At 68.8% G+C, this 17547-nt stretch carries 16 protein-coding genes and 2 pseudogenes; all 18 read left to right on the top strand.

Going from position 1 to position 17547, the window contains the following annotated elements:
- Positions 1-97 precede the first annotated feature (97 nt).
- The 18 genes and pseudogenes from RLT57_RS32105 (at position 98) to RLT57_RS32025 (ending at position 17516) form a co-directional block, all read left to right on the top strand.
- Positions 98-613 (top strand): hypothetical protein, encoded by a 516-nt coding sequence (locus tag RLT57_RS32105; protein ID WP_311301197.1) that lies wholly within the window; start codon positions 98-100, stop codon positions 611-613.
- A 20-nt stretch (positions 614-633) separates the two neighbouring features.
- Entirely contained in the window at positions 634-3084 is a 2451-nt protein-coding gene (locus tag RLT57_RS32100; RefSeq protein WP_311301196.1) for an ATP/GTP-binding protein, read from the top strand.
- Positions 3084-4100, top strand: a complete 1017-nt coding sequence (locus RLT57_RS32095) for a replication-relaxation family protein (protein WP_311301195.1) — start codon at positions 3084-3086, stop codon at positions 4098-4100. Before RLT57_RS32100 ends, RLT57_RS32095 begins: the two co-directional genes overlap by 1 nt.
- 34 nt (positions 4101-4134) lie before the next feature.
- Complete coding sequence (locus tag RLT57_RS32090) at positions 4135-5448, top strand: ParB N-terminal domain-containing protein (protein ID WP_311301194.1); 1314 nt, start codon at positions 4135-4137, stop codon at positions 5446-5448.
- Complete coding sequence (locus tag RLT57_RS32085) at positions 5445-6560, top strand: DUF4417 domain-containing protein (protein ID WP_311301193.1); 1116 nt, start codon at positions 5445-5447, stop codon at positions 6558-6560. Before RLT57_RS32090 ends, RLT57_RS32085 begins: the two co-directional genes overlap by 4 nt.
- A 79-nt stretch (positions 6561-6639) precedes the next feature.
- Positions 6640-7044, top strand: a complete 405-nt coding sequence (locus RLT57_RS32080) for a hypothetical protein (RefSeq protein ID WP_311301192.1) — start codon at positions 6640-6642, stop codon at positions 7042-7044.
- A complete protein-coding gene (locus RLT57_RS32075; protein ID WP_311301191.1) occupies positions 7044-9656 on the top strand; it encodes a hypothetical protein in 2613 nt (870 codons plus the stop codon). Before RLT57_RS32080 ends, RLT57_RS32075 begins: the two co-directional genes overlap by 1 nt.
- Positions 9656-11923 carry a hypothetical protein gene (locus RLT57_RS32070; RefSeq protein ID WP_311301190.1) on the top strand — a complete coding sequence of 756 codons (2268 nt, stop codon included), beginning with the start codon at positions 9656-9658 and terminating at the stop codon, positions 11921-11923. Before RLT57_RS32075 ends, RLT57_RS32070 begins: the two co-directional genes overlap by 1 nt.
- 16 nt (positions 11924-11939) lie before the next feature.
- Entirely contained in the window at positions 11940-12398 is a 459-nt protein-coding gene (locus RLT57_RS32065) for a hypothetical protein (protein ID WP_311301189.1), read from the top strand.
- A 194-nt stretch (positions 12399-12592) separates the two neighbouring features.
- The gene (locus tag RLT57_RS32060; RefSeq protein WP_399130085.1) at positions 12593-13081 is read left to right on the top strand and encodes a hypothetical protein; all 489 of its coding nucleotides are present in this window, start codon (positions 12593-12595) and stop codon (positions 13079-13081) included.
- Positions 13078-13506: a hypothetical protein gene (locus tag RLT57_RS32055; protein ID WP_311301187.1), complete on the top strand. Its 429-nt coding sequence runs from the start codon at positions 13078-13080 to the stop codon at positions 13504-13506. Before RLT57_RS32060 ends, RLT57_RS32055 begins: the two co-directional genes overlap by 4 nt.
- A 277-nt stretch (positions 13507-13783) precedes the next feature.
- A complete protein-coding gene (locus RLT57_RS32050) occupies positions 13784-14260 on the top strand; it encodes a hypothetical protein (protein WP_311301186.1) in 477 nt (158 codons plus the stop codon).
- A gap of 73 nt (positions 14261-14333) precedes the next feature.
- The gene (locus RLT57_RS32045) at positions 14334-14864 is read left to right on the top strand and encodes a hypothetical protein (protein ID WP_311301185.1); all 531 of its coding nucleotides are present in this window, start codon (positions 14334-14336) and stop codon (positions 14862-14864) included.
- Positions 14865-14918: 54 nt separating this feature from the next.
- Positions 14919-15314 carry a hypothetical protein gene (locus RLT57_RS32040; RefSeq protein WP_311301184.1) on the top strand — a complete coding sequence of 132 codons (396 nt, stop codon included), beginning with the start codon at positions 14919-14921 and terminating at the stop codon, positions 15312-15314.
- Positions 15315-15405: 91 nt separating this feature from the next.
- Positions 15406-15567: pseudogene (locus RLT57_RS33765) on the top strand (GP88 family protein); the annotation flags it as partial.
- Between the two features lie 212 nt (positions 15568-15779).
- Positions 15780-15887 (top strand): annotated as a pseudogene (locus RLT57_RS33760) (GP88 family protein); the annotation flags it as partial.
- Between the two features lie 308 nt (positions 15888-16195).
- A complete protein-coding gene (locus RLT57_RS32030) occupies positions 16196-16699 on the top strand; it encodes a hypothetical protein (protein WP_311301182.1) in 504 nt (167 codons plus the stop codon).
- A 40-nt stretch (positions 16700-16739) separates the two neighbouring features.
- Complete coding sequence (locus RLT57_RS32025; protein ID WP_311301181.1) at positions 16740-17516, top strand: hypothetical protein; 777 nt, start codon at positions 16740-16742, stop codon at positions 17514-17516.
- The last annotated feature ends 31 nt before the right edge of the window (positions 17517-17547 follow it).

Raw genomic sequence — 17547 nt, 5'->3', positions numbered from 1 at the left:
GTCTGCTCTTCGGAGGTGCCGCCGTGCTCCCGCAGTTCCCCTTCACCGTCGCCGCGACAAAGCGACCGTCCCGTCGCCCGGTGCCGGACGGTGGCCGATGACCACGAACGACCTCATCGACGGAGCCATCGGCGTGCTGCAGGATCTTCCCGCGCATGCCGACCGGCTTGCCCAGTGGACGCTGGGCAACGCCTGGTGGATCGCCCTGCTCGTGCTCGCCGTGTTCGGCGCCGTCGGCGCAGGCCGGCTCCTCGCTGCCAGGCGTCCGCTGGCCGACCGAGGCGCGCTGGAGCTGCTGCCCACGACGGGCTTCGACCCCAAGGTGGAGGAAGTCATCCGCTTCGCTCACCAGCTCACGCGTGCCCACAAGAGCATCTCCCGCTGGAACCTCACCCCTGCCCGAGGCACCGCGATCCGCATCCGCTTCAACTGCTCGGGAGGGCCGTTGACGATGCGGGTGGAGGGCCCGTCGAAGGCGCTGTCCGTCCTGCGCCACCAGGGGTACGCCCAGTGCGAGATGCAGCTCGTAGAGGACGGCCTCCCCGTTCGTGAGCGCCCGCAGATCCAGCTTGGCGCCCAGTCCCAGGCAAGCCCGCGGCCCGCCGCCGCGTGACGACGCAGAACAGGAATCTCATGACCTCCGCACCCGAACGGGACGCCGACGCCCCCGTCAACCTGGCCAAGGACGAGCCGGCCGGCAACAAAGGCTCCCGTCCACGGATGCATTACGCCCGGACCGAGCTCGCCCTGGCCCTGCCCGACCACCTCGCCCTGCGCGAAGTCCCTCTCGCTCCCGACCCGCTCGAGGCGCTGGCGACGGCGGTCGCCGACGTCCGTGAGGACCTCGGGGAAAGCGCCGACGTCGTCCTCGACCTCGTCCCTGTCGCGCCGTCGCGCGTCGGCAGCCGGCGTAGGCGCCTCCTCGCGCAGGCGCGCCGCAACCCGACGGACGCGCCAGCCATACCTGGCATGCCTCAGCACAACAGCCGCTTCGGCTTCGATCTGTCGTCGGTGCTGGCGGAGGTCGCCTCTGAGATGAAGGGCAACCAGGGGCGGAGCCAGCGACCGCATCGTCCCAGCCCGCACCGCACACACCGTATGACCGACATGAAGGCAGCCCTGGGCAAGCTCGCTCCGGGCGCCGAGCCGGTCTTCTCCCTGCAGATGATGGTCCGCACCTGCGCTCCTGACCCCGCGCGGGCCCGGATGCTGCTCGACCAGGTCCTCGCCGCCCTGGAGCCGTGGTCGGGTGACAACCACTTGCGGCCCGTCGGTCTGAATCTCGGCATCACTCGCGTCCGCGCCGACTCCTGGCTCTACCGGCGCGCCTTCGACCGCCGTTTCGAGACGGGCGCCTTCAAGCAGCGGCGGAACAACTGGGTCACGGCTCAGGAGATAGCCGGGCTGCTCAAACCCCCGACGAAGAACAACGGCGCGGCCAACCTCAGTCGCTCGGGCGGCGTCGTCCCGCCCCCGCCGGCCGCACTGCCGTCCTGGAACGGGCAGCGGGGCCTGCTGCCGCTCGGATGGGTCGCCAAGCCCGGTGGCGGCGAACGGCTCGCCGGACTTCCGCTGAAATACCTGCTGTTCGCGCTGTTCCTCGGCAAGGCCGGCTACGGCAAGACGGAGATGTCCCTGGTCCAGGCGATCGCCTTGGCCCATAACGGCCACGGGCTGCTCTTCCTCGATCCCCACGGTGACGGCTGGGCACGGGCACGGCCCTACCTCGCCCACCGCGAACTCGCGGACCGGATCTGGGAGATCGACCTGACCTCCCCCGAGCTGGACAAGATGGTCGGCTCCTGGAACCCGCTGTCGATGGAGCGACGTCGCGAGTCCGAGATCCCCGACATCGTCCAGTACATCGTCACCGGGTTCTCCGCCGCGCTGAACTGGAGCGACTCCGCCGGCCGCGCCAAGACCATCCTCACCAGGGCGGTCGAGTCCCTGGTGTACCTCTCCTGGCACGTCTGCCGCGCCGGTAGGCCTGAGCTGGCGCCCACGATCTTCCAGATCCGCACGATCCTCACCGACGCCGTCTGGCGGACCACGGTCCTGAAATACCTGCCCAAGGACGTGCGGGACTTCTGGGAGAACGTCTTCCCCTCGTACTCCAAGGAGGCCGTCCCGGTAGTCACGAACATCATCGAGCGGCTCTCGTCGTCCAACGCGATCAAGGCGTTTCTGGGTTCGAGCCGCAGTACGTACGACATCCGGCACGCCATGGACACTGGCAAGATCGTCTTCGTCTGCCCGGCCGGAACCGGCGACGTCGACCGCATCATCAGCAGCCTGCTGATCTACGACCTGTTCCGGGCCGGCCTCTCCCGCAGGGACACCCCCGTCGCGAAGCGCCGCGACTTCTTCTCGTTCATCGACGAGCTGACGAGCGTGGACGGCGCATCGAAGGGCACGCTGGCGCAGATCGCGGAGCAGTTGCGCAAGTTCAACGTACGACTGCTGGCGATGACGCAGATGGCGCAGCGGCTCAGCGCCACCACGCGGCAGGGACTGCTGCAGAACATCTCCGTCCTGTCCACGACGGCGTCCGACGTCGACGAGGCCACGCTGGTGACGCGCCGCTGGGGCAAGAAGGTCTCCCCGGACACGATCACCCAGCTCAACCGGTACCACTACGTGATGTCGGTGACCCTGGACGGCGGTCAGTCCGACCCGTTCCGTGTCCGCGGCGCTTCGGTCGAGGACCTCTACGCCGAGTACTACCGGCCCCAGAACGAGGACCGTCTCAGCCGGGCGATCGACGAGAACCTCACCCGCCGCCCCGTCCGCGACATCCTCACCGACCTGCGCCGACTCGATATGAGGCTGCGCCGGTTCATCGTCACCCTTGAGGTGCCGCCGGACGATGACGACGGCCCCGAGGCATCCGCTCCTCCGCCGGACGAGCCGAACCCGGACGGCAACGGCGCCGACGCGAACGGCTCTCCCGACGGCCGGTCCGGCGTCAAGACGCGCGTCCACGACAGCGAGGGCACCGTCATCGGGGGCGAACAACCCGACGCCGCGGCTGAGGCTCCCAGCAACGTCCTCCCGCTCAACCCCAACCAGTCGAGGCTCGGATGATGACCCTGCACACCGAGGAACCGCCGCTCATCACGCCGCACAGCGGCCGCAGCTTCCATGCGCTGGGACGCCGCGCCTTGGAACTGCTGTACCAGCACCGGGTGCTGTCCACGCAGCAGCTGCACATCCTTCTCACCGAGCCGGAGAGCCGACCGGAACGTCCCGTCTACCTGCGCCAGCAGCTCGGTGAGCTCCGGCAGTCGGGGCTGGTGAGTCGGGTGCGGGCTCATGGAAGTGGCGGCCCCGGGCGGGTCCGGAACCTTCCCTACCTGTGGTTCCTCACGGAGGCCGGTGCCGAGTCCGTCGAAGAGGCGGGCGAGCTGCCTGTTCGCCCCTACCGGGTGACGCCGGACTCGGTGGCCGGTGCCCGGCAGGCGCACACGCTCGCGGTCAGCGACGTGGGTGCCGCCTTCGTAGAGCATGCCCGCCGCCTGGGGCACGAGTGCGGCCCTCTGGACTGGACGCCGGAAGTCGCCAACCGCATCAGGGACGGTCAGCGGCGTTTCGAGGACGACCACGTCATCAGCGACGCCGTCCTGAACTACGTGCACATCACTCGGGGCCAGCGCACCATGCTGAGCTTCTTCATCGAGGTCGACCGGGCCACGATGACGTCCGCACGGCTGGCGGCGAAGCTGGCCGCCTACGGGCGACTGTACGAGTACGTCCCCCAGAGCCCGGACCGAGCCCGCCGGCTGCCGAACGCCACACGGCCGGCCTGGATGTACAGCTACCCGGTCTTCCCCCGCGTGCTGGTGATCCTCGACGCGGCGCCGCCCCGGGCCGGCCAGCCCGACCGGCGGCCGCAGCGGCTCGCGGCGCGGGCGGAGGACCTCTACACCCGGACCGCCGCAGACATCCGACTCAGCCGGCTCAAGGGCGACATGGCGATCGGGGTGACGACCCTCCGGCAGCTCCAGGAGCAGGGCCCCTGCGCACCGATCTTCACTCCCCTGCTGCGCGGGACCCCCTCGGCGCGGCCGTCACCCACCGACCTTTACCTCTCCACGAAGTAGCCGGCGTCCGACCGGTCGAGAAGGAAGCAGCGCGATGACTAGTACCTCAGTCGAGGCTCCGGCCGAGGGCGGGAGCATGATCCGGCTCACCGAGATCCTGCACCGCAGTGCCAAGCTGCGGCAGCGTCGATTCGAGATGCTGCCGCTGCGCGGGCCGGGCGCCCCCTTCACAGAGGCCCAAGCGCGGAACCCGTCCGACTCCCTCCCGCCGTCCGAACTCGCGGACCTCATCTCCTCGATGTCCGTCGTCGGACTGCTGGAGCCGGTCCTGGCCGAGGAGATCGCTGTCGGCGGAAAGGCGCCGACGATCCGGCTGGTCACCGGAGAACGCCGCCTGCGCGCGATGCGATGGGGGGCTACCAACCGGCCGGACAACCCGCACTTCGCGGCTCTGCCCGCCGTGGTCTGCCCCGGGCCGCTGTCCGACGAGGAACGTCACATGTGGCGTTTCGTGGAGAATTTCGCCAGGGAGCCTCTCAAGCCGGGCGAGCAGGCCGCTGCCCTTCTGTACCAGCGATGTGCGATCCTCGTCGGCAAGCTACTCAAGGCCGGCAAGCCCGTGTCGCAGGAGGTCTACGCGATCCCCGACCCGGCGGAGCGCTTCCAGGCACTGGAGAAGATCCGCGGCAGCGACCACAGTTGTGCCGCGCCGTGGAGCGAGGTGCTGAACCGGCTCGGGCTCCAGCTCAACGAGCGCAAGGCCGGCGAGCTGGTGCGTGCCTTCCGCGCGCTGCCGCGAGACCTCACGGAGGAGATGGACGAGGCAGCGATCCGACTGAACACCAGGATCCGTTATGCCGAGTTGCGCAACGGGCGGGCGGAGGCGGCCGCGGGTATCTGGGCAGCGCTCAAGACGTCGAAGCGGCTCCACCTGCTGCCCACTGCCGTGAACGTGGGGCTGGAGGAGCCCGGACTCGGGCCGGAGGAAATCATCGCGGAGGCGGAGGAGCGGCAGGACGCGGCCAACGCCGACCGGCGTGCGAAGCTCACCCGCGTCCCCACCCAGGCGGAGGACGAACTCGACGACAGCGACGGCTTCACCGCCGGGCCCGACCCCGTAGAGGACACCGACCCCTCGGCGCCGGGGGACGGCACGCTCCCGCCGCAGACCGCGGAGTCTGAGCCTCCCGGCCCGCCGAGACCGGCCGTGGAGACGGACGTCATCCGGACCGCGCTGGACGGGGTCCGGAGCCTGCTGGTCGAAGTCCGAGCCGGCAAGGAAATCTCCCGTTACGACCGCGGCTCCCTGCGGATCGCGCTGCGCGAGCTGAGCGCCCACCTCGAAGACGAAGCCGCGCCCGCCCCGTCAGGCCGCGGCACCCATGATGAAGGGACCGAAGCAGCATGACCAGTGTTTCCCTGCCCATTCCAACCGTCGGCGTTCCCCTCCCCGGCCGGGGCTGCGACTGCAACGCCTGCGCGTTCTACGCTGGACCCGACGGCCGGGGTGGCCCCGCCACCGTCGAGCCGCTGTGCTCGGGCACGAACTCCGACTGCCGGTTCTGCGGCTGCGCTGCGACGGAAGCGGACGCCCCCGCGAACGCCTGCGTCACAAGGAAGTGCCCGATCCGCTGCGGCAGCCGGACCGACATCGCCCAGTGGATGGCCGATGTGGGCGGCACGCTGGGCTTCGATGACATCAGCATCGACGGCACCCTGCCCGACGGCTTGCCGTCCCTGATCCCCATGACCGACGGCTCCGCCGTCACCAAGCTCGACGCCAGCCTGAACTGGCCGGCCTACGGAGTCGGCCTCAGGCGGGTCTTCTCCCCTGACACCCACACCCTCTACCCCCGTTTCACCGAACAGTCGGCCCGCCAGGCCCTCTCCCTGAAGCCGCACCAGAAGGCCGTACTCGTCGGCTACGGCGAGGATCCGCTTGTGGAGGCGTTCTGGACAAGGCGCCAGCGGGACAACCTCGTGGAGCGGATCGCGGAGCAGCAGTGGGACCTGGTGCTCCCCTGCAATTTCTCGATCTACGGGGACTGGCCGAGGACCGAGCACCTGCTCAACATGCGACGGTGCCTGCTCTTGGCGCAGGAGTTCGCCGAGGCCGGCGTGCCTGTCGTTCCGAATGTCTACTGGTTCCGGCTGGAGGATCTGGAGCGCTACCTGGCCTGGATCGAGGACGCGCCTCCGCCGGCGATCGCCATCAACGTGCAGACCGTCCGTGACAACTCGACCTGGGACACCTGGGAGCGGCCGGGCCTGCACCTGCTGGCCGCGAACCTCCCGGAGGACATGCCCGTCATCCTCACCGGCTTGTCCCGGACCAACCGGATCGCGGAGATGGTCGAGCTGTTCGGCTCCCGGCTGACCCTGATCTCCCAGAACCCGCACCAGTACGCCCTGCACGGCGCCGTCATGACCGCGAACGGTCGCGAGGACGTCCACGCCCGCCCCGAGGACGCCTTCGCCGCGACAGTCCAGTACATGGCGTCGCTTCTGCCGTCCCGCTGAAACTTCTTCGCCCGTACTGTCACACCGGCGGCTCCTCCCGCACCTGTAGCAGGTGAAACCCCTGATGGGAGGAGCCTTCATGACGACCGACCCCGACAAGCCCGACCGGACGGCCGGCGCGTCCACGACGTCGCCGGACACTTCCGCCTGGCGGCTGTGGATCTTGCTTGTCTGGCACCCGGCCCTGGGCCTCCCCGTCGACCCTGTCGCCGTGCTGGCCCTCGACACCGGTCATCAGCCGGCAGATCGCGTTGTTCGCTGGGTGCCACTGGTCTACGACCCCGCCGACCCCTGGCGTGAGCGCCTGGGCGAGAACACCCGGCCCGAGGACGTCGAGCTCTGGCTCGCGCAGTCCGGGACCTGCGCTCTCGAACCCGCCACCATTCCCGAGGGCGCGCTCGACCTGTCCCACGCGGCCGACCTCGTTCTCGACGAACTGCTTGCCGAGGTCATCCCCGCTCTCCCAGCGCGGGGGGATGCCTGATGGGTACGGGCAGCAAGTCCAGCCACGCCTCCTATGCGGTGGGGCCGACGGCCACGTCGGAGGGCACGGAGGAACCCGTCGCCGAGGCACCGGCACAACCCATGTCCGACGAGGAGATCCAGGCCAAGGCCGACCTGCTGGTGGCCACGAACCTCATGGAGGAGATCGCCGATCCGCCGTTTGCGATCGACCCCGAGGACGCGGTCCCCGCTGACCCGGTCGAGCGTTACGACCTGTTCGTCGGCCAGGTCGTGGATGCCCAGGCGGCCATCGAGAAGTTGAAGGAGGCCGGGGCCTCCGAGGAGGAGATCGAGGCCCACACCAAAGCACTGAAGGCCCAGACGGTCGCCTTCCTCAATTCCCTGGACGAGGAAGAGCTGCGTGAGATCGCCAAGGCCAAGGGATTCGAGCATCCCGCGCTGGTCGGCCTGTCGGGCAAGGGCCAGCACCCCTTGGTGCACTGGCTCGACCCGGCCTACCCCGGTGACATCCCGTCCAAGCAGAAGATCCAGGCGGCCGCGCTCGACCGGTACAACGAGCTGCTCGCCGGCGGGACGGTCGGCGGGATGACACTTGCCGACCTGCACCAACTCGAAGGCACGGAACCGCCCGTCAGCGACGGCTCGTGGACGGCCACGCCCGGGGAGGTCAACGAGTCAGCACAGGCGGTCACCGAATCGGTCGACGCCTGGATCGCGGTGAAGAAGACCTACGGGCCTCAGTCTGAAAAGGGCGAGGCCTTGCAGGCGATGCTCGCGGCCGAGCAGAAGCTGGCCTCGGCCAACTGCCCCGAGATGGGCGAGGATCTCGACAAGGCCAAGGCTCAGGCCAAGGCGGCCGTCGACCAGGCGCTCAACTCCACGTACCTCAATCCGAAGGACGTCGGGCCTCTGGTGCAAGAGGGGCTCGCCTCGGGTCAGCTGACCGAGACCGAGGCGATGCACCTCAGCAGCCGCCAGGTCGTGACGCTGATGCGGCCGACCACACCCGAGATCGAAGCGGAGTCCCTGAAGGCTCTGGCGGGCAAGCGGCAGGAGCAGTTGGCGAACCTCGACGCCGGCTACGCCGCGCACGTCGCGATGGCTCCCGGCGCCGGGCAGCCGCTCAACCTCCCCGCTGCGGGCGACCCGGGGGCGGAGCAGGTCATCGCGGCATGGGCGAAGAACGCCGGCGACGTCCGGGACATGCAGACGAGCGTGAACGGCTGGTATCACACCACCCAGCACCTGCTCGGCGAGAACATGTACGCCGAGCACCCGGCCCTCGGGCCGGGGAAGTACATCCATCCCGGCGACCTCACGAGCGACTTCAAGGCGTGGGCCAAGGAGCAGAAGCTCGCTGACCTGCGCACCGTCGCCGCCGAGCTGGGGATGGACAACAACGCCAAGGCAACACGGGCTCAGGTCCAGAACTACATCGCCGCGAGCTTCAACAAGAAGTACGACCAGCAGACCATCAAGGACAAGGTCACCTCGGACGTCGCGAAGAAGGAGGCTGCCAAAGCGGCGGCCGCCGCGGCGCCTGCGGCGAAGCCCGACCACGGCTTGGCCTCCGACGAGGCGGTCCAGGCCCTGGCGAGCAAGCTGCATACGAACGGAGCGAACTCCGTAGCCAAGCCGGCCACGCCTAGCGCTCCGAAGCCGGCGAAGGTACCGAAGCCCGGATCCTTCAACGCGAAAATCCAGGCGCTGATGGCCGAGGTACAGCACGCGAAGGCGACCAGCCAGGACGTGCCGGCACGCGTCGACGCCAAGGAAGTCGCCGGCTGGACCTTCGGCCCCGGCACCACGGCGTCGAACCTGGGCGGGACGTACGCCAAGACCGTCCACGCTGCTCCGGATGGTTCCCAGTGGCTGTTCAAGGCCGACCACAACCACGGCGGAGCCCTCGGGCACACCGAAGCGGCTGCCTCACACATCCTGGCGCTGGGCGGAGTCCCGTCGGTGCCCGTCTACCACCACAAGCAGCCCGACGGGACAGCCGGCTCCATCCAGCCCATGCTCAAGGGCGCGGAGCAGTTCGGGTCCAGCCCGAGCCAGTGGACGCAGTCCCAGGTTGACGCAGTCGTCCGGTCCCACGTCGGCTCGTGGTTCATCGGCGAACACGACGGTCACAAGAACAACTGGCTGCAGACCCCCTCCGGAGGTCTGGTTCAGATCGACCGCGGCCAGGCGTTCAAGCACTTCGGCGCCGACAAGCTCTCGATCGACTACGCCCCCAGTGGCGGAGGCGGGTTCACCCCCGTCCACCAGAGCCTCTACCAGGCCGCGCTCGGCGGGAGCCTCGCCAAGGGCGTGAAACTCAATCCGGCCGCCGCCCATCCGGTGATCAAGAAGCTCGAGTCGATCCCGGACGCACAGCTGCGCTCCGTTCTGCACTCCACCGCCCACGAGGGAGCCAAGGCGGGCGTGGCGTGGGTGCCCCAGATGCGCAGCCGGGCCGCCAAGGCCCTGAAGATCCCCCAGTCCCAGGTCACGCACGAGCAGATCGCCAACGCGTTCCTGGACCACGCAGTTGAGAGGAAGAACTCCTTGCGTCAGAACTTCGCCGATTTCTTCGTCAAGCAACTCAAGCTGCCTTCCGGCGCTTCCCTCAAGCACGGGGGTAGCTGATGGGCACCGGATCGAAGTCCAGTCACCAGAGCTACGCCGTCAGCCCGACCGCGCTCGCGGAGAGCCCGGCCGCCCCGGTGGAGCTCGACGGTGCGCCGGCCGTGAACGAGGGTGTCTCTCTCGCGGGAGCAGCAGGGGGCACGGTGGCCGAGATCCCGGAGGTCGAGGAGCTCCTTCTCGAGCCGGACGCCCCTGCGGAGCCGGCCGACGCCGACGCCGGAAACGTCGTCCCGGACCCGGTCGTGGACGAACTCGATGAGGAGGCCGTGCCCGGCCAGGGACTCCCATCCAGCGCACCTCCTGATGAGGAGGACATCCAGGCCGCACCCGATGAAGACGAACCGGAGAGCACCGCACCAGATGCGGACGAGCAGACCGGCGACGAGCCAGCAGCCGGCGACGCGGATCTGCTGCTCGCCGAGGAGGCCGAGTCCGAGGCCGAGGAAGAGACGGACCCTCCGCTGACGCCGGTGCCGGCAGCTCTCCCGGTCGGACAGCCCACGGGCACGCCGATCCTGGTCGGCGGGGACGACTTCATCAACTCCGAGGCCGCTCTGGTGGCGTACGACTCGGCGGACGGTCCGCGGGAGGTCCTCCTTACCCACGTCTCGGAGGAAGCAGAGGAGAAGCTGCTCGACGCTCTGAGCATCCCGGGCACGCACATGGAAGAGGTCGAAGTCGAGGAGAAGGTCAAGGGCCGCCTCGGCCTCGACAAGGACAAGAAGCTGGGCGAGCTGACCTCAACGGCGGTCAGCTCGGTGCAGCACAAGCTGAAGCACGACCTGCCGATGTCGGACGCGTCGATCGCCAAGCACCAAGCGGCCGTCGACGCCGTCTCTGACGTGCTCCACGATCCGTCGATCAGCGACGACGAGAAGACCATGGCCCTGCACTACCTGCACCAGCTGAACCTGGTCAAGGACAAGATCGACAACGGCGGGTCCCCGCTGCCCTGGATGGCCCCGTACGAGGTTACCCAGACCAAGACGGTCACCAAGCAGGTCCCGGTGCCGGACGGCGAGCCGGAGCCGGGAACCCTCCCGGCGACCGTGCGCAAAGCCAGCCGGATCAAGGCGACTCTGGACACCGAGACCGGTCAGAGCTCCTGGGACGGGACCACCCGCAGCACCGCGAACGGCACCGAGTACGAGATCGACATGGGGGACGGCTGGAAGGCGGTCTACCGGCCGTACAAGGACAACGATCCGGCCTCCACGGAGTACTCGCTGCGTGGACAGCTCGAGGTCCACGCACCGGCCGGTGCCGGCCATGGGAAGGAACTCGTGGAGCGGCTGGAGCAGCTGCACCTGATGAACAAACCCATGACAGCCGCCGAGGGCGAGTGGACGTACCTGTCGAACAACGTCAAAGCCCAGGGGCTGGGCAACGCGGCCGGCATGAAGGCTGCCATGGAAACGGCCCAGGGGCTCCAGGACCTCCAGGTCCAGGAGATCGTGCACCAGCGGATGGAGACGCTGATGGGGCTCGACACCGAGTCCCTGCAGACCCAGATGAAGCGGATCCACCTGGAGGCGGCCCACAAGGTGCTGCCGATGAAGGTCGAGGTGGTGCGGGATGCCGTGGCCAAGGCCTCCGGGTTCGCGAGCGGCGCCGAGCTGGCAGCGAGCCCCGGGTACGAGCCGACACCTGCGACGACCGGGAAGTGGCTGTCGTGGTCCCGTTTCGACGTCACCGGCAAGCAGGAGGAGATCAAATCCGCCTTCAAGGGGAGGTCGCTGATGCACAAGATCCACAGCGGGAACCTCGCCAGCCTGTTGGGCACCGGTGTGCTGGCCAGCGCCGAGAAGCGGGCCGTCATGGGCATCGGCAGCGGCGTGGGCATGAGCGAGGAGAGCGACAAGATGACCGGCGGCGCCAACAGCGTGTTCCTGCGGGTTCAGCACAGCGGCTCTCACCTGGGCGGAGGAACGCTGATCTGGGACGACCCCAGCGTTCTGATGCGTCGGAGCGACTACTACGGCTACAACGGCGACCACTACGGCGCCATCAACCCCGAGCACCACAACTACAGCAAGAACGCGATCACCCGGAACCCGATGAAGATTGCCAAGTTCAGCAGCGACGGCAACGAGGTGATGTTCGGGAACGGGATTGATCTGCTCGGGGCTGAGGCACCCAGCCGGATCGTGTGCGCGTCCGCCGGCGAGCGCCAGACGATCCTGGCCTCGTTCGCCTCTCGGGGCATCACCGAACTCGGCGGCAAGCCGGTCGAGGATGTCTTGTGCCTGGACGACTACTACAGCTGATACGAGGAGCTGAACGATGACAACGGACAATCAGTGGCAGCAGCGGTTCTCAGACCTCCTCGCCGGCAATCACAGCACCACCGGCGACGCCGTCGACGCCGGCGCGCGCCTGGTCGTCTTCGACCCCGACGGCAGCGAAGTCTTCCGGGCCGCCCTCGCCCGACACCACCGCTTCGTCGACGACCAGATCGTGTGGATCAGGCCCTTGACCGGCGGCCAGGACACGCCGGACGGCTACCTGTTCAACCTCGGCATGACACGGCGCCGCTCCCTGCAGTGGGAGAGCGCCCGCCTCGTCGACGACGTGGTCGAGATAGACCTCGCCACCGGCCAGCGGGCCCGCGTCGAACCGGCGGACGAGACCGACATGGCAGAGCTGACCCGGTGGGAGGACTTCACCAGCCGGCTCACCCCAGAGGAAGATGCGGCGCTGCGGCGCCTGGACGCGGACTCCTGGCAGGGCCGCTATGCCTGACGGGCCGGCGCCCGGGGCGTCGGCAGGCGTATTGGCATGATGGTCTCCCGGCCCCGCAGATCGCGAGGCGGCGTCCGGCCTGTGGGCCGGCCCAACGCTGAAGGGGAAAGGAGGTGAGCAGCGTGGCAGCACGACGTCGCGGCGTTCGCGGCTTTGATGGAGCCGTGCTCCGGTCCATCCGCACGAGCCGACGCATGTCCGAGGAGGACCTTGGACGTGCCACGGCGATCGCCCCCTCCCTCATCTGCGCCTACGAGGACGGCCGGCGGACCCCGGAGTGGAGAACCCTCCTCGTGCTCGCAGCAGGCCTCTCGAGCACGGTCGAAGAGCTGCGCCCCGGGCATGCCACCACGATGGAGGACCTCCGGTGCGGCGCCGGCCAGGACCAGGCCGGCGCCGCCGCGACGGCGGGGCTTACGCGCAGCGGGTACGCCATGCTCGAGAACGGGCACACCCGCAGTCTGAAGTCCGAGGTGGCGTCCAGGCTGGCGACTTCGTGGGAGGTCGACACCGACGTCGTCGTCCAGGCTCACGCAGTGGCCGTACAAGCGGCCGGCGAACCGGCGCCTGTTCTTGAAGGAGCCGTACTGAACGGCCTCGCTGCCCACTTCGGCGTGGCTTCTGAGGCTCTGCTTGACCTGGCCCGCGAGATCCAGAACCGGAGCGAGAGGAGGAACTCATGACCGTGCACCGGGGACACCCGCTGACGGACGCCCGGCACGCAGCTCTGCGTTGCCCGCTGCCCGAGCACGAGCGTGCCCTCCCCGTCGACCTGGCCTGGTTGCGCTGGCGCGCCAAGATGTTCGCGCACATCGCCCAGCGGCCCTTTCACCTGGTCGTAGACCTGAAGGCGTACGCCTCGGTCACCGGGATGGACTTCTACCCACACTACGCCGCCCAGGTCTACCGGGGCCCCGAGACGGCCCGGTTGAGCGTGCCGCTGATGGCGGTGAACCTCGCCCTCGTCGCGACCCGTGAGGAAGCCGACCGCGCTCTGGCACACGAGACCATGCACCTGGTCGTCCCCTCGTACGGTCACAAAGAGGCGGCCTTCGAGCGCGCCCAGCTCCTTCTCGACCAGGTCGGGCAACTGGCCGTCAGCGCGTAGACCGACCTCCGCCGCAGAACCCCCGGCGCCCCGCGTCGCACACTCCACGGCGTACCGCGCGGGGGACGGTTCCCTCCACCCGAATTGTTGCATAACTCGATAATGGCGGGTACTATAGTTGCATGCGGATGGGGGGCGAACCCTCCAGAACCGCGCATGGCCGTCCCCGCACGGCCTTTGAGTCCGGCACAGGCCTTGCCGGCCAGGACCAACCACCGGCACCGCCGCCCCACCGACCCTCGGAGATGACATGCCGCGCTCCAGTACCACGCCGCCCTTGTCCCCCATCGAGTCGGCCGCCGTCGATGCGGCCATCAACCGCGCACGCACCAGGCAGGCGGTCCACCTGGCACCCGAACCATCCGTCCACACCGCGCCGGACGAGCAGACCGGCCTGGCGCGGCTGCTTCGCCACCGCCTCGGCCTGGCGAACCATCCGGCAGTGATCAGTGGCCACAGCGACGAGCGCCACATGCTCCTGCCCGGAGGCATCCACTACCCGGCCGTGGCTCTGCTCCTGTCCCACCAGGGATGGTCCCTCCGATTCCTGGCCACATACAACGACCGGCGCCGTCTCGTCTTCGACGTCGTGGACACGTGCCCGTACTGCCACGAGCCGGTGCCCACCGAAGAGATCGGTCGCGCTGAGGACCTGGGCGACTACCTCCTCCGGTCCCGCGACGCTCTCGGCGGCTCCCCCAGGTTCCGTCTCTCCCCCGCACACGCCGTCGGCTGCCGCGCACGCGGCGACTGATCCGACTCCACACCCCCACTGGCGCCCCCGGCTCACCCGAGCCGGGGGCGCCCTGCATGAAAGGGCCCCTTCCGTGACCGCAACCGTCCACCAGACCGACGAATCCGACGAGTTCACCGAGATCAGGGTGCGCGTCGCCTTCTCCGAACTGGTCACCTACCAGGTCGATCGCGACTTCGAGATACCGGTCGAGATAGCCCACAGCCCGCGAGCCATCCGGCAGTACCTCGCCGACGAGCTGGACCCCGACGATCTCGCCGACGACTGCCTTTACGAGAACACCACCAGTTGCGAGGACCGCAGCGTTCACGAGGTCCACGTCCTCCAGACCACGGCCGACCACTGGCGCTCCGACGGCGTCCGGCAGATCGCCATCAACCGCTACATGCGCTCCGTCCGGGGGCCGATGACGGTCTGGCTCGCCCCCGACCGCAAACGGCCCACCGGACGGTGCTCGCACTGCGGCCATCTCACCCTCTTGCGGATCGGCGCCCTGGCCGCGCTGCACCGTGTCCCGCCGGCGATCGAGCCGTGCCCGGGCGCCGGTCATCTGGTCGCCCATCGCGACAGCGCGCAGCCCCCGGCGCCTGCCTCCACCTCCTGACCGACCGGGTGAGCCGGCTTCCACCGGCGCGCCCATCAGCAGAGAGACGTTTCCGTGCCTTCTCCCTCTCAACGATCAGCTCCCGACTCTCACGGCCCGCTGGGGCTGGTGGTCCGCGACCCCGAGAGCAACACCTCCGTCCCGGAGCTCTGGACGGACTGGTTGCAGTTCATGGTCCCCCTCTGCCTGGCCGAGATGTGGAACCTGTCCGACGCGGAAATCGACCGCATCCGCTCCGAATGCTGCGACGCGATCGCCAGCCACGGCGACGACGCCCAGTTCGGCGGCCGCCACCAGGGCACGGCACGGACCGCGATCGCCAAGGGCCTTGCAGTTCTCGCGATGGCCGACGGGGGCGTGACCGCGCTCGGCATCCACGCGTGCACCCGCTCCCACGCCGGCTGCCCCGGCCTCCCCTCGACCCCCGACCTCACGAAGGCGAAGAAATGAACAACGTTGACGGCGATGTGACCAGCCCGACGAAGCGGAGCCCGCGAAAATGGCTTCTCACTCAGAACTCACAATTGCGAAAGGAGGGAATTCCGGCTTCCAGAAGCTCGTGAAACAGGACGCCCCAGACAATTTCCTGTGGTGCTACAGCCTCGGCGGGCGCGAAGACCACCTGATCGATCTCGCGCACGAAAGGCACGCCGACGTCTTCCCGGACGTCGTAACGCTCCGCCGCCGGATGCAGCCCGCTCATCGAGTCGAAGATGGTGTACGAACGGCTTCCATCCCGGTGCCGCACCTTCTGCACCCTGAGCCGACCCATTGCCAGTCTCTGTGCCACGTGTCCTCCATGCCGACTCCGCTGACATCGCGAACATCACGACGCCGGTCGGCAGACGAGGTCGGGATGTCCCAGGTCACGGCCCTCTACGAACATCACGAACAGTCGATTCGACAGCCGGAAAACTCAAGCGCCAAGGGAGCGAGACATTCGGCAGTTTGCAGCGCGCTCGGGACGAGAAGATCGCGGCGAAGAAGATGCGTTCCGAGAAGGTACTTGAGACAGTCCACTGACTGGATCCTCGGGTAACCGTGTGGGGCCGGACGTGATGCGTCCGGCCCCACACGGTTACCCGGAGATTCCGCCAGGGCGCACCGCGAGGCAGCCGGCCCACCCGCCTCGTTGTTGCATACCTCGATAAAAGCCGGTACTTTGAGCACGCCGCGCCCCCTGCACGATCCGGGGCCGGCTCGGAAAGGAGCCGGCGATGCCGGCAGCACCCTCGACAACCAGACGTCCGACACGACCAGCGCCCGCTCCGGCTGCGGGGCCGCCGAACCGGCCAGCGCCACCACCGCCGGCCCGAGAAGGAGTGAGACCGGTGATCCCAGCCGATGCCGAAGAGGCGGTACTGACCGCAGAGGAGATCGCGGAGACATACGGTGTCCCGCTGAGCCAGGTACACAACTGGACTCGCATGGACGGATTCCCGCAGGGGCGGACGGTCGGAGTCGTCGGCGGCATGCTCGTGCGCGAGTCCGAGGCCGTCGACGACTGGCTGCACGTCAACTTCCCGGTGCACTGGGCCAAGGGGCAGGAATCGGATAATCCGTATGACCTGCCCGTCATGGGCCCGAAGACCCTCGTGACCCTCAAGACAATCGCCGAGCTCGAGGCGAAGATCCTCGGACGCGACATGCCCGTCCCCATCGCCACCCTGCGCGGCTACATCTCCAAGCGCACGATGCCGGCAGCCGACCGGACCCCCGGAGACGGCAAGCACCCGGAGGTCACCGAACGGATGTGGCACTGGAAGACCGCGTCGCAGTGGCTCAACCGCCCGCGGCAGCGTATGCGTCGTCAGGTGCAGGGCGGCGAGCGATGAGCCGGCGCTGCTCGAGGACGCCTGGCTGCACGTTGCGAGCATGGTCATGAGCCCGGCCGGAGCTCAGCGGCTCGATGCCGACGCGATCGCCGGCAAGTACCGGGTCACCGGCCGGACGGCCCGGGCCTGGACGCAAGCCGAAGGATTCCCGGGCCCGAACGGCCTCGGCACCTACGCCGCGGCCGCGGTGGACAACTGGGTCCGCAGCTACCGACCGAGGTCGTGGGCCGCGGCTCAGCAGCCGGCAGTGAAGTCGAAGCCGGCCAAGGTGGCCGCTCGGCGCCCTGCAGATGGAACGAAGCGCCCTCGCACGGCCGAGTCGGTGGCGCTCGACACGGCGGGCATCGCGAGGCGGTTCAGTGTTCCGGAGCCCACCGTGGCCAGCTGGACCAAGGTGAAGGAGAAGACGGAGGGCGGCAAGGTCGTCCGTAAGCCGTTCCCGACCCCGGTCACCACACGGCCGAAGCGCGAGTGGGACCAGACTCAGATCGACGCCTGGGTGGAAGTGCACCGGCCCCACGTGTGGGCGGCCTTCGCCGGCACTGGTCCGGTACTGGTCAACCCCCTTCCCGCCGGCGACCCCAGGGACCTGCTGGACATCGACGACTTCGGCGAGATCCTGGGGAACGCGACCCGCGGCACGCCCGTGGGCCACGACACGATGGTCGCGTACCACAACAGGGGGCAGATCCCCTTCGCCGATCGGAAGCCGGACGACGGGGGCAAGCCCCGGGTCTTCGCGTATCACTGGTACCGCCAGACCGTGTACGACCACATCCTCCATCGGCCCGGGCCGGGCCGGTTCGGCCCCAGATAGAACCCGTGCATGTGTGAAGCCCGGCCCCCGA

The sequence above is a fragment of the Streptomyces sp. ITFR-21 genome (assembly GCF_031844685.1).
Classification (GTDB): domain Bacteria; phylum Actinomycetota; class Actinomycetes; order Streptomycetales; family Streptomycetaceae; genus Actinacidiphila.
This window is presented reverse-complemented; position numbering and strand designations above follow the sequence as displayed.

Excerpts from the sequence above, each read along its gene's own strand:
- RLT57_RS32055 (WP_311301187.1), top strand. The coding sequence starts at position 13,078 with ATGACCGTGCACCGGGGACACCCGCTGACGGACGCCCGGCACGCAGCT.
- RLT57_RS32090 (WP_311301194.1), top strand. The coding sequence starts at position 4,135 with ATGACTAGTACCTCAGTCGAGGCTCCGGCCGAGGGCGGGAGCATGATC.
- RLT57_RS32075 (WP_311301191.1), top strand. The coding sequence starts at position 7,044 with ATGGGTACGGGCAGCAAGTCCAGCCACGCCTCCTATGCGGTGGGGCCG.
- RLT57_RS32065 (WP_311301189.1), top strand. The coding sequence starts at position 11,940 with ATGACAACGGACAATCAGTGGCAGCAGCGGTTCTCAGACCTCCTCGCC.
- RLT57_RS32095 (WP_311301195.1), top strand. The coding sequence starts at position 3,084 with ATGACCCTGCACACCGAGGAACCGCCGCTCATCACGCCGCACAGCGGC.
- RLT57_RS32100 (WP_311301196.1), top strand. The coding sequence starts at position 634 with ATGACCTCCGCACCCGAACGGGACGCCGACGCCCCCGTCAACCTGGCC.
- RLT57_RS32025 (WP_311301181.1), top strand. The coding sequence starts at position 16,740 with ATGGTCATGAGCCCGGCCGGAGCTCAGCGGCTCGATGCCGACGCGATC.
- RLT57_RS32105 (WP_311301197.1), top strand. The coding sequence starts at position 98 with ATGACCACGAACGACCTCATCGACGGAGCCATCGGCGTGCTGCAGGAT.
- RLT57_RS32060 (WP_399130085.1), top strand. The coding sequence starts at position 12,593 with ATGTCCGAGGAGGACCTTGGACGTGCCACGGCGATCGCCCCCTCCCTC.
- RLT57_RS32070 (WP_311301190.1), top strand. The coding sequence starts at position 9,656 with ATGGGCACCGGATCGAAGTCCAGTCACCAGAGCTACGCCGTCAGCCCG.
- RLT57_RS32080 (WP_311301192.1), top strand. The coding sequence starts at position 6,640 with ATGACGACCGACCCCGACAAGCCCGACCGGACGGCCGGCGCGTCCACG.
- RLT57_RS32085 (WP_311301193.1), top strand. The coding sequence starts at position 5,445 with ATGACCAGTGTTTCCCTGCCCATTCCAACCGTCGGCGTTCCCCTCCCC.